Origin of the sequence: Agrobacterium sp. NPDC089420, from assembly GCF_044900305.1 — a bacterium.
GTDB lineage: Bacteria > Pseudomonadota > Alphaproteobacteria > Rhizobiales > Rhizobiaceae > Agrobacterium.
This window is the reverse complement of the sequence record NZ_JBJDMY010000003.1, coordinates 209,996-221,470: the sequence shown is the minus strand read 5'-3', so window position 1 is coordinate 221,470 and position 11,475 is coordinate 209,996. Positions and strand designations below refer to the sequence as shown.

Annotated in this window: 12 protein-coding genes; all 12 read left to right on the top strand. The window is 61.9% G+C overall.

The genetic code is table 11. The annotated features are described in order from the left end of the window. The first annotated feature begins 210 nt into the window (after window positions 1–210). The 12 genes from ACI2KA_RS05800 (at window position 211) to ACI2KA_RS05745 (ending at window position 11,437) form a co-directional block, all read left to right on the top strand. Complete coding sequence (locus tag ACI2KA_RS05800) at window positions 211–657, top strand: acetyltransferase (protein WP_404500069.1); 447 nt, start codon at window positions 211–213, stop codon at window positions 655–657. 99 nt (window positions 658–756) lie between these two features. Continuing rightward, a complete protein-coding gene (locus ACI2KA_RS05795) occupies window positions 757–1,656 on the top strand; it encodes an AraC family transcriptional regulator (protein ID WP_404500067.1) in 900 nt (299 codons plus the stop codon). Window positions 1,657–1,741: 85 nt separating this feature from the next. Further along, window positions 1,742–2,665: a hypothetical protein gene (locus tag ACI2KA_RS05790; protein ID WP_404500065.1), complete on the top strand. Its 924-nt coding sequence runs from the start codon at window positions 1,742–1,744 to the stop codon at window positions 2,663–2,665. A 133-nt stretch (window positions 2,666–2,798) separates the two neighbouring features. Continuing rightward, window positions 2,799–3,209, top strand: coding sequence for a hypothetical protein (locus ACI2KA_RS05785; RefSeq protein WP_404500063.1), 411 nt, complete (start codon window positions 2,799–2,801; stop codon window positions 3,207–3,209). A gap of 86 nt (window positions 3,210–3,295) precedes the next feature. Then, entirely contained in the window at window positions 3,296–3,526 is a 231-nt protein-coding gene (locus ACI2KA_RS05780; protein WP_404500062.1) for a hypothetical protein, read from the top strand. Continuing rightward, a complete protein-coding gene (locus tag ACI2KA_RS05775) occupies window positions 3,523–4,986 on the top strand; it encodes a TolC family protein (protein ID WP_404500060.1) in 1,464 nt (487 codons plus the stop codon). The genes ACI2KA_RS05780 and ACI2KA_RS05775 overlap by 4 nt, the downstream gene beginning before the upstream one ends. 14 nt (window positions 4,987–5,000) lie before the next feature. Further along, entirely contained in the window at window positions 5,001–6,350 is a 1,350-nt protein-coding gene (locus tag ACI2KA_RS05770; protein ID WP_404500058.1) for a multicopper oxidase family protein, read from the top strand. Window positions 6,351–6,389: 39 nt separating this feature from the next. Then, window positions 6,390–6,866, top strand: coding sequence for a plastocyanin/azurin family copper-binding protein (locus ACI2KA_RS05765; RefSeq protein WP_404500057.1), 477 nt, complete (start codon window positions 6,390–6,392; stop codon window positions 6,864–6,866). A 28-nt stretch (window positions 6,867–6,894) separates the two neighbouring features. Continuing rightward, window positions 6,895–7,179: a copper-binding protein gene (locus ACI2KA_RS05760; RefSeq protein WP_404500055.1), complete on the top strand. Its 285-nt coding sequence runs from the start codon at window positions 6,895–6,897 to the stop codon at window positions 7,177–7,179. Between the two features lie 229 nt (window positions 7,180–7,408). Next, the gene (locus ACI2KA_RS05755; RefSeq protein WP_404500054.1) at window positions 7,409–7,927 is read left to right on the top strand and encodes an RNA polymerase sigma factor; all 519 of its coding nucleotides are present in this window, start codon (window positions 7,409–7,411) and stop codon (window positions 7,925–7,927) included. 2 nt (window positions 7,928–7,929) lie between these two features. Beyond that, complete coding sequence (locus ACI2KA_RS05750; RefSeq protein WP_404500053.1) at window positions 7,930–8,895, top strand: FecR family protein; 966 nt, start codon at window positions 7,930–7,932, stop codon at window positions 8,893–8,895. Window positions 8,896–9,034: 139 nt separating this feature from the next. Continuing rightward, entirely contained in the window at window positions 9,035–11,437 is a 2,403-nt protein-coding gene (locus ACI2KA_RS05745) for a TonB-dependent siderophore receptor (protein ID WP_404500051.1), read from the top strand. Window positions 11,438–11,475 lie beyond the last annotated feature (38 nt).

The window sequence follows — 11,475 nt, the reverse complement described above, 5'->3', positions numbered from 1 at the left end:
TAGATAGAACTCTCTTTTATCTATTTTTTTCGCCTTGCTTTTTGCAAGCACTTTTTTCGAGAAAATTTTCCGCCACCGGAGAACGTGCGGACTTGCGGCGGCGGAACCGAGGGGTTTCGAAACGGAAATTCAGCGGATACGCGCAAGGCCCACGGAAAAGACCGGGCCGGCCCCATGGCGCGAAAAGGCCGCACTTGCTAAGTGTTGCGCATGATCACACTTCGCCCCTCCACCGGCCGCGACGCTTCCCGCATCCTCGACATATGGAGCAGGGCGGTCGACGCCACCCACGATTTCCTTCTGCCGGCGGATCGCACCGCCATCGGGCAGGAGGTCGAAACCTTCCTGCCCGGGGCGCCGCTGACACTGGCGGTCGATGCCTCGGACCAGGCCCTCGGCTTCATGTTTCTGCACGACGGGCATATGGAGGCGCTTTTCATCGATCCGGATCACCATGGCAAAGGCATCGGCAGAGCCCTGGTCCTGAGAGCGCTTGCGCTTCACCCCGCATTGACCACCGACGTCAACGAACAGAACGTCAAGGCGATGGCTTTTTATCGCCGGCTGGGCTTCGAGCCGACGGGACGCTCCGACCTCGACGGTCAGGGACGGCCCTATCCGCTCGTGCATCTGCGATTTCATGCAACGGGACAATAGGCCTTCGGAAGCGGCAGGGAGGACAAAACCACGAGCACCATCATCCGTTTCGCAACCGATGATTTTTTACCCGAGCACCGCTTCGACCAATGGCGCGAAGTGCGCGGCAAAAGCCTGTTCGGCGTCACCATCGAACTGGCGCGGGACCGCCGCCACAGCTTCAAGGGTTCCTTCCAGGCACGCGCCGTTGCCGGCGCCGTCGTCAGCGAGATGCGCGCCTCGTCCTACCGGGTAAACCGCACGGAGGCCGACATAGCCCGCATTGCCGGCGACAGCCTGTGCATCGGCCTGCAGGTGACGGGCTCGGGGCTTTTGCATGCCGGCAGGGATCGGGTTCATGCCGTCAGCGGCGGCGATATCACCATCAACTATTCGGACTTGCCCTATAATGCGATACCGGGCGGCGAGGCGGATTTTCAGTACAGGATGCTGAAGATCCCCGTCGGCTACGAACTCATGCTCGGCCAGACCGCCGATGACCTTTTTGCGACGCGTTATGCCGAGAATACCGCCTTCTCCAGGCCATTCCGGGCGCTCTTCGACGCGCTGAACGCCAGCCACGGCAGGCTCATCGATCCGGCGCGCGACGTGACTCATATAGCCCGGCTCGCCATGACCGTTCGCGGTCGGCTCTCGCCCGCCATGCCGGAGGTGCGCGCCGCCCTCAGAACCGGGCTCTGTTACGCGGCCCAGGACATCATGATGCGGAAAAAATCCCGGCAGGAGCTGACGCCTGCCGCGGTTGCGAGAGAACTCGGCATCTCGCTGCGGCAATTGCACGTGGTTTTCGAAGGCGCGGAGCTTTCTTTTTCCCGCACGCTGTCCGCCATGCGCATCGAGGAAGCAAGGCGACTGCTGCTGGCATCCCCGGCTTTGCCGGTCACGCAGATCGCCTATGGCTGCGGGTTCGACAGCCTTGCGACATTTTACCGTGTGTTCGCCAGCGCCTATGGCATGACGCCGGGTGAAGCGCGCGCCGCGGATCGGTCGCCGGCTTAAAAATCCCGCCTCTGCGCGCAATGAGAAGACGCGCCACTTCAGCTGCTGTAAGGCCCGTGGATCACCCGATGCCGGAGCGCGGCCTATGACCAATTTTTTCGACTTTGCGATTTCCCGCCTGCCGGCCGCCCCCGCGGATGGCCGTGGACCTGCGCCCGGGGAAATAGACCGGCTGCTGCAAAACGGTTCCTTCCCGGCCGCGCTGCGCCTGCTGGCGGGCGGTTTCATCGCCCTCTATGAAGGCTCTCCCAACATGACCGCGCTTTTCGCGACACGACAGAGCCGGCTTCTGTGTCACGCCCTGCTGGCGCTCTATTTTCAAAAACGCAGCGGCGGCGCGGGCGAGCCGGCGCTTACCCGGGAAGATTTCGGTCATCTGGCGCTGCGGCACGGCCTTGCAAGCCATGACGTTGCTTATGCCTTCTTCAGGGAGGCCTTAAAACGGGGCCTTGTGAGGCCGGTGAACCGGTCCGACGAAACACAGCCCGGCGGAGTGGAACCCTCACCGCCGGTGCTCGCCATGCTGATCGAATGGTACGATGTACATTTCCAGGCGCTGGATCTGATCGATGAGGGGTTCAGGGCCGGACGGTTCATCGAGCGGTCCGAAATCATCCTGGCCGACATCCATCCCCGTGTGGTGCGGGCCTTCCTGTCCAATCCCGAGGTGCGGTGTCCCGGCCCGCTTTCCATCATCTTCAACTGGTTCAATGCGGGCGGCCTGCTGATGGACCGGCTGATCGCAGGGATCGACTGGGAGAGCCCTTCCGATCAGCACAGGTTTTCGACCGATGTGAGGACCGTCACGCAGCTGGCGGCTTCGCTTTCCCTGTCGCGCATCCATGTCGGCCGCAAGCTGGCGGCGGCCGAGCTGATCGGCGGCATCGGCTGGAGCGGACGGCGGGGTTCCTCGCCTCTCTGGATATCACAGGGCTTTTACGAGGAATATGCCCGCATGCAGGCGCGCAAGCTCCTCATTCTCGACGAGGCCTTCATCGACATCGCCTGAGGCCCGGCAATGCGGGGCTCTGAGCGCCTGGACGAGGGGAAAAGCCGGCGAAGCGGTGCGGCGGCGGGTTTTCGTCGATGGTTATGAGGGATATCCATTGACAAATCACGGGACTGCGGCTTTTCTACCGGCCATGCGTGAAGTATTGCGAGCACCGAAATTGCTGGCCCTGTTGTTTAGACTGGTGATGATACTGTCACTGGCAGGATACAGCGTTTCCACCGTCAGTGCCGCAATGCACGGTCCCGATGCGGGAGACATGCGGCATGGTCAATCGGCCGTGATGGATCATGGCATGATGATGGACCACGACGCTTCGGCCGCACCATCGGACAATCACCATCACGATGACATGGCCGGCCACGACGGCGGCGTCAAAAAGCCGGTCAAACAGGAATGCTGCGGCGATTTCTGTCTTAGCATGGCACTTCCGATCGGCCACGACGCCTTTGGCGGCCCCGTCGTTGCGAGCATCCGCGCCTTCCTCGACGACAGCAAGGCCGTGGGTCAGACCCCGCTCCTTCACCGTCCGCCGAATATCTGAACAGGCAAGGCCCGCCTTGGGCAATGACCGTGCGTGAACGGCTTTAGCGCCGCCGCGCCGTTGCATCTCCTGTTCGGAAAACACCCATGAACCCGATCCATATTGTGGTTGCGGCGCCCCTGCTTCTGGGCGGCTGCACAGCCACATCCATGATGAATGACGCCGCCTCTTATGACGACGCGGCAAACCCGACGCTTGGCGTCGCTCCAGTCCGCTACCAGACCCCGGTTGCGGGCTACACCGCCCGCATGCCGGTCGATCCTAAACCCTGGCGTGGCCAGAACGATGCGCAGGCTCCGAAAGGAGGCGCATCATGACGTTACGCCCCGTTAAACTCGCCGCCGCCCTTTGCATGCCGTTTTTTCTCGGCGGCTGCGTTACCGCCGCCCAATATACGGCGCGGGACGCAGGCTTCACCACTGTTTCGGCCAAGACATCCGAGGCGACCGGAAAGCAGGCGGTCTGGATCCAGAACCGGGCCGAGGCGCAGGCAACGCAGGCCCGTGTCAAGTCGCTGATGGCCGCCGGTAAAACCGTCGATGTCGAAACGGCGGTACAGGTCGCCCTGCTGAACAACAGGGGACTTCAGGCGGCCTATGCCGATCTCGGCGAATCGGCTGCAACCGCCTGGCAATCGACCATGCTGGTCAATCCGAGGGTCGGCATGGGGCTGACGGGAATCGGCACCCCCGGCCTCAGGGCCTATCAGGCGATCGAGGGTGTCGTCGTCACCAATATCCTGGCGCTGGCCACGCTCAAGAAAAATGTCGAGATCGCCGATACCGGCTTCCGCAAGGCGCAGCTCGCGGCTGCGCTGAAAACTTTGCAGCTGGCGGCAGATACCCGCCGCGCCTGGATCAGCGCCGTCGCGGCCTTCGAAAATGTCGGCCAGCTGGCGCAGGCGCAGACCGCAGCGGACGCCGCCGCGGAACTCGCCGTGAAGCTTGGCGAGGCAGGCTCGCTGAACAAGGAGGGCCAGGCGCGCGAACAGGTCTTCTACGCCGAACTGACGGGACAGATCGCCAAGGCGCGGCTTGAGGCCCGGCTTGCCAAGGAGGAGCTGACACGGCTGATGGGACTGTGGGGCACGGATATCGACTATGCCATCCCCAATCGCCTGCCCGCTCTTCCAAGGGCGCTGAGCAAACGTGACATGATCGAGGCCGAAGCGCTGCAACGCCGTGTGGATCTGCAGATGGCGAGGCTCGATCTGGAGGCGACCGCACGCTCGTTCAAGCTCACCGAAGCCACCCGATATGTGACCGATCTCGAAATCCGTTCCGGCTTCGAGACCGAACGCGAGCTTGAAGACGGCAGGATCCACAAACAGACGACCGGCAATGCCGAACTGGAATTCGTGATCCCGATCTTCGATTCCGGTCAGGCGCGCATGCGGGAGTCCGAACTCGCCTATATGCGCGCGGCAAACCTCCTGGCGGAAAAGGCGGTCAATATCCGCTCGGAAGCACGCTCGGCCTATCAGGCCTACCGTTCGAACTACGACATCGCCCGGCATTATCGCAACAGCGTGGTGCCGCTGCGCGCAAAGATCGAGGAAGACTCGCTGCTGACCTATAACGGCATGCTTACCAACACCTTCGAACTCCTGGCCGACAGCCGGGAAAAGGTCAATTCGAACCTGCTGGCCATCAATGCCAAACGCGACTTCTGGCTCGCCGAAGCCGGTCTCGCCCCCGCCATTTATGGCGGCGGCGGGAGCGCGGCCGGCGGGGAGACCGAGGTTGCCGCCGCTACCGGCGGCGGTGGCGGACATTAAGAAAGGGAACGACCATGTTCAATAGAAGACAACTTCTGGGCGTCAGCGCGGCTATGGTCTCCTCGGCGGCCTGGGCGAAAACATCCAATAGCAGCCTGCCGGAAGCGGCGGTGATGGAAACGGCGGCGACACAGGCCCCGGTGAAACCCGCCACCGGCCCCGACTACAACCCCGTCGTCACCCTCAACGGCTGGACCCTGCCCTTCCGGATGAACAACGGCGTCAAGGAATTCCACCTTGTCGCCGAGCCGGTGGAGCGTGAAATGGCGGAGGGCATGACCGCCCGCCTGTGGGGTTACAACGGCCAGTCGCCAGGCCCGACCATCGAGGCGGTTGAAGGCGACCGGGTGCGCATCTTCGTGACCAACAGGCTGCCGGAACATACGACGATCCACTGGCACGGCATGATCCTGCCCTCCGGCATGGATGGCGTGGGCGGCCTGTCGCAGCCGCATATCCCCGTCGGCAAGACCTTCGTCTACGAGTTCGACCTCGTGAAGTCGGGCACCTTCATGTACCACCCGCATTCCGACGAGATGGTGCAGATGGCGATGGGCATGATGGGCTTTTTCGTGATCCATCCGAAGGATCCGAAATTCATGCCGGTGGACCGCGATTTCGTGTTCCTGCTCAACGCCTTCGACATCAACCCCGGCTCCTCCGTGCCAAAGGTCATGACGATGACGGACTTCAACCTTTGGGCATGGAACAGCCGCGTTTTTCCCGGCATCGATCCGCTGGTTGTTTCCAAGGACGACCGAGTGCGCGTCCGGGTCGGCAACCTGACCATGACCAACCATCCGATCCATATGCACGGTTATGATTTCGAGGTGACCTGTACCGATGGCGGCTGGGTACGGCCCGAGGCGCGATGGCCGGAAGTGAGCATCGACATCCCCGTCGGCGCCATGCGGGCCTATGAATTCGACGCCAAATATCTCGGCGACTGGGCGATCCATTGCCACAAGTCGCACCATACGATGAATGCGATGGGACACGACGTCCCGACCTTCATCGGCGTCGACAAGAAAAGCGTCACCGAAAAGATCCGAAAGCTGCGGCCGGACTATATGCCGATGGGCACTGCCGGCATGGCCGATATGGGCGCGATGGAAATGGAAATCCCCGAAAACACCGTTCCCATGATGACCGGATGGGGTCCGCATGGCCCGATCGAAATGGGCGGCATGTTCTCGGTGGTGAAGGTCCGAGAAGGCATCTCCGCGGGCGATTACACCGATCCCGGCTGGTACGAAAACCCGCCCGGAACCCAGGCCTGGGAATGGACCGGCGAGGTGCCGGACACCCAGAAGACCAATGACCCCAAGACACAGATCACGCCGCGCCCGATGAAACACGGCTGAACACGCACGTAACCCCCACAAGAACCGAGGAACAATAAAATGACCGGACTGAAACTTGCACTGCTTCTCACCGCTTTCGCCACGCCTGCCCTTGCATCGGGCACCCACGGCGGCGGCCATGAAACGATGGCGATCGGCGAACCCGGCGACAAGGCCAAGGTGACCCAGACCATTCAGGTGACGATGAAGGAGACACCGGACGGCAAGATGGTGTTCACGCCTGCCAAATTCGAATTCAAGAAGGGCAAGACGGTTCGCTTTGCCATCAAGAATGTCGGCGAACTGGATCACGAGTTCATCATCGACGAACAGAAGGCCAATCTGGAGCACAAGGCCGCCATGGAGAAGGCTCCCGAAATGGAACATGACAACCCGAACGCCATCAGCCTCGCGCCCGGAGAAAGCGGCGAAATCATCTGGAAATTCACCAATGACGGCATGTTCGAATTCGCCTGCCTGAAACCCGGACATTACGAGGCCGGCATGCGCGGCGACCTCAAGGTCTCGGCAAAATAACTCAGCAACCCAAAGGAAACCCATAATCATGAAGACAATCGTTAAAATCACCGTCGCAGCGACGCTGCTGATTGCCGCTCCGTTCGGCGCATTCGCACAGGAATTCACCAAGGGAACGGTGAAGAAGGTGGATACGGCAGCCAAGAAGGTCACCATCATCCATGAGGAACTGAAAAACCTCGACATGCCGGCCATGACGATGGTGTTCCGCGTCAAGGACGATGCAATCCTCGCCAAGCTCAAGGAAGGCGCCAATATCGAATTTGTTGCCGAGCGCGCGGACGGCAAGCTGGTCGTCGCCCAAGTGAAATAAGCCATCGGCAGCCGCACACGCCCGTGAAGGGCCGGCACGGGCGTGTGCGATGCCATGATGGACAGGCCCGTGCCGGGTTGCGGTTTTCACGGCATAATAGCATTTGAGCGCCGGCTCCATTTCAGCGTGTTGCGGCCGGGAGGTTGCCGCCAAATAATATGATAAAAAAGATCATCTTTATTGGCTGACCGTCTTGCTGCGCGCGGACGGCCGATGTTATCCAGAAACCATGCAGCAAATTGACAGCCCGGATCTTCTGGACGCGTTTTTGAATGTGAGGACCAAGCTTGCCGCGGCGATCTATCACCGCGTGCGCTGTCATGCGACCACTTTCGATCTCGTGCAGGACACCTTCCTCCGGCTGTGGGAACGGCGGAAACTGCTTGGCCTTTCGGGCGATCTGTCGGGTTATGTCATCATCACCGGCAGAAACCTCGCCATAGACCACCAGCGACGCAAGCGGATCGCCCCGGTCTTTGCCGGCATCGACCACCTCGCCTTCATTGCCGATCCCTCGCCCACGCAGGAAACCCGCCTGATCGGACGGCAGGAGCTGGAACGTCTGCAAACGCTCATCGATACCCTGCCGCCCCGGTGCCGGGACGTGTTCCTGCTTTCGCGCATCGAAGGCCTGACCTTCGCCGAAATCGGGCAGCGACTGCATATCTCGCCCAAAACCGCTTTCGGTCATATGGTCACGGCTCTTGAAAAGCTGAAAACCGGCATGGCGCAGCCCGGCGAGACGTGAAAGTGACGCAAGGCAAGGGGACGTTTACGGAAATGCCGGCGGGCCGCGAAACCGACACCCCGAACGATGAGGCCGGGATCGGGCATGCGGCGGCGCGCTGGTTTGCGCATTTTCTGGAACCAGGCGCGACCGCAGCCGACGAAAGCGCCTTCCGGCGCTGGATCGAAGCGGATGAACGGCATGCACGCGCCTATGCCGATATCGAGCGCATATGGCTTGGTGCGGGCATGGCGCCAGAGCTTGCGCAACCGCTCGGCCGCCGCCGGCTGTTGAGGAACGGGGTAGCGGGCGTTCTGCTGATCGGGGCAGCGGGAAGCTGGGCCTGGCAGGCGGCAAGGCCGGCCGGTGACTACGAGACGGCGATCGGCGAAACCCGCAGCATCGTGCTTGCCGATGGCTCGACCGTCGAGCTTTCCACATCAAGCGCCATATCCGTCGACTTCACCCCGCAACGGCGGCAGATCACCCTTCTGTCGGGCGAGGCATTTTTCCAGGTCGCGCCGGACCCGAGCCGGCCATTCTCCGTCAACGCGGAAGAGCTCGTGACCACCGCGCTCGGCACGGCCTTTTCCGTCTGTCGCTCGGCGTCCTCCGTCTCGGTTTCGGTGGCCGAACATGCGGTCGAAGTGGCGGCCGACCGGTCGAGGACGGCAGTGGAGGCCGGCTACAGCATCTCTTACCGCGACGGCGTCCTGTCGCTGCCCGAAGCAACGGATATGGAAGCGCGGCTGGCCTGGCGGCAGGGCAAGCTGGTCTTCATCTCCACGCCGCTCAAAGACGTCGTCGCGCGGCTGGAACAGTGGCGGCGCGGCCGCATGATCGTCATCGGCGAGGCACTGGGCAAGCAGCCGGTGACCATGATCGTCGATGTCAGACGCCGGGAAAAGATCGGGCAGATCCTCGAGGAAGGGCTGCCCGTCACCGTCACCGATTATTCCCCCTGGCTGTCGGTGATCCGCCCGCGCTAAAGGCCGCTGCATCCACAAGGCCGCATCGGCGGACATATCAAAAAAATTTTGTCCGGGACCGAGGTTTTGCGCAAGCGGGATCGTACTCGTGTTTTGAGGCCGTCATTGCGGCAACAGGAGTAGGGGAAGGTATATTATCGTGTCTAAGCGTAAAGATCATTTCAGCCGCCGTCATTCAGCAACCGGATCATGCCGTATCCTGCTTCTCGCCACGGTCGCCGGCCTTGCCGTTGCCGGCCCCCTGCCGGCGGCGGCCCAGACGGCGACACAGGCGAACGCGCTGCAATTTTCAATCGCGCCGCAGCCGCTCTCAAGCGCGCTGGTGCGCTATTCCTCCGTCACCGGCTTCGATGTCGTGTTCAATGGCGAGATCCCCGCAACGGTGAGGACGGCGGGTGTCGCCGGCGCCTTCACCCGCAAGGACGCCCTGGCGCGCCTGCTAGCCGGAACCGGCCTCTCCTATACCTTCACCAGCGCCAACACCGTGCGGCTCAGCAATCCCGCGCCGGCCGGCGCGGCGGAAGCGGGTTCGACCCTGCTGCAGCCGATCGAGCTGAGCGGCAACAGGGGCGGCGACAATGCCACCGTGGCGGCCAAAAACAGTTCCGGAGCCACCAAGCTCGATACGCCTCTCATCGAAACGGCCCGCTCGGTTGCAGTCGTCACGAAAAAGGAGATGGAACAGCGCGGCGCGCAGGACATCATCGAGGCTGTGCGTTATTCCGCAGGCGTCACCACCGGCACTGCCGCCGGCTTCGATCCGCGTTTCGACCAGATCTATATCCGCGGCTACGACGCCACGACGATGGGCGATTACAAGGACGGGCTGCGCCAGCCCTATCTCAACTATGGCATGTTCCGCACCGATCCCTATTCGCTGGAGCGTGTGGAAATCATCCGTGGTCCGATCTCCGTGCTTTACGGCGCCGGCACGCCCGCCGGCATCGTCAACAAGACGTCGAAACTGGCAAACGGCACGCGTATCCGCGAGGTCGAGGCGCTTTACGGGACGGAAACCCGCAGGCAGGCCGCCTTCGATATCGGTGACACCATCGACAGGGACGGCACATTGTCCTATCGCCTCGTCGGGCTGGCGAGAGCCGGCGACACCAATTTCGACATTGCCGACGACCGTTATTTCCTTCAGCCATCCTTTACCTGGAAACCGTCCGACGCGACCAGCCTCACCGTCTATGGATTGGTCCAGTCCACCGAAACCGACGGTTCGGTCGGCGCATTGACCGATCCCGCCGGCAATGTTCTGCCGCTGCGCGGAAGCGACCCCGACTACGACTATCAGAAGGTCCGTCAGCAGCAGGTGGGCTATAATTTCTCCCACGAATTTAACGACACGCTGACCTTCAGGCAGAATCTGCGGTATTCGCATATGGACCTGCGCAGCCGTTATCTCGGCATATCGGGCTGGACCGGTACGGTCGCCCATCGCGATCCCTGGGCGATCCGCGACGACATGAAGGCCTTCCAGGCCGACAACCAGCTTGAATGGCACTTCGATACCGGCCCTGTTTCCCATACGCTGCTCACCGGCCTCGATTATACCAATGTGAAATCCTCCTTTGCATATGGCTATGCATCCGGCGGCTCCGCCTACGACTTCGATATCGCCAATCCGCGTTACGGCTTCTCCGGCCCGACGCCGGACTATAACGCCTATCAGTCGGAAGCCGATCTGCGGCAGGTCGGGCTTTATGCCCTCGACCAGATGGAGGTGGACAAATGGCGCTTCACCCTCGGCGGACGGCAGACCTGGGTCGACCAGACCCGCCAGGGTTCGGCGACCGAAGACGTCCAGAAAGACGCCTTCACCGTTCAGGCCGGGGCGCTATATGCCTTTGACAACGGCGTTTCGCCCTTCTTCAGCTATGCCACCTCCTTCGATCCGGTCACCAAGCGTTCCGCCACCGGCGAGACGCTCAAGCCCACCGAAGGCGAGCAATTCGAACTGGGGATCAAATACCAGCCGCCCGGAACCGACATCATGCTGTCGGCGGTCGCCTATCATCTGGCGGAGACGAACAAGCCGGTGGCGGTCGATCCCGCCGGCCTGATATTCCGCTCGCTCGGAGAGGTGACCAACAAGGGGATCGAACTGGAGGCGAAAGCCAATATTGCCGTCGGCTGGGATGTGATCGCCGCCTATAGCTACACCCATTCCAGAATTACGGCGGGAGATGACGTCGGCAATGCGCCCTCCTCCGTGCCAAGCCATGTGGCCTCGCTCTGGGCAAACTATACATTCCAGGAAGATACGCCACTCCATGGCCTCTCGGCCGGGGCAGGCGTGCGTTATCTCGGCGAAAGCTACACCAGCACCAAAAACGTCGCGAAGAACGATGCCGCCATCTATCTAGACGCGGCTCTTTCTTACGATTTCGGCGCGGTCGACAAGGACTTCGACGGGCTTGTCGCCTCCTTCAACGTCCGCAACATCGCCGATGACCGCAATGTCGCCTGCACGGACGGCTATTGCTATCTCGGACAGGGCAGGAACATCACCGCCTCCCTGAAATATCGCTGGTAACCGTGGCGACCGCGGCCGGCAACCCGGTGGCAGGGAAC

Bases quoted from the DNA above. Each gene is read 5' to 3' on its own strand.
- ACI2KA_RS05780 (WP_404500062.1), top strand. From the start codon at position 3,296: ATGAACCCGATCCATATTGTGGTTGCGGCGCCCCTGCTTCTGGGCGGC.
- ACI2KA_RS05785 (WP_404500063.1), top strand. From the start codon at position 2,799: ATGCGTGAAGTATTGCGAGCACCGAAATTGCTGGCCCTGTTGTTTAGA.
- ACI2KA_RS05770 (WP_404500058.1), top strand. From the start codon at position 5,001: ATGTTCAATAGAAGACAACTTCTGGGCGTCAGCGCGGCTATGGTCTCC.
- ACI2KA_RS05800 (WP_404500069.1), top strand. From the start codon at position 211: ATGATCACACTTCGCCCCTCCACCGGCCGCGACGCTTCCCGCATCCTC.
- ACI2KA_RS05790 (WP_404500065.1), top strand. From the start codon at position 1,742: ATGACCAATTTTTTCGACTTTGCGATTTCCCGCCTGCCGGCCGCCCCC.
- ACI2KA_RS05755 (WP_404500054.1), top strand. From the start codon at position 7,409: ATGCAGCAAATTGACAGCCCGGATCTTCTGGACGCGTTTTTGAATGTG.
- ACI2KA_RS05760 (WP_404500055.1), top strand. From the start codon at position 6,895: ATGAAGACAATCGTTAAAATCACCGTCGCAGCGACGCTGCTGATTGCC.
- ACI2KA_RS05775 (WP_404500060.1), top strand. From the start codon at position 3,523: ATGACGTTACGCCCCGTTAAACTCGCCGCCGCCCTTTGCATGCCGTTT.
- ACI2KA_RS05765 (WP_404500057.1), top strand. From the start codon at position 6,390: ATGACCGGACTGAAACTTGCACTGCTTCTCACCGCTTTCGCCACGCCT.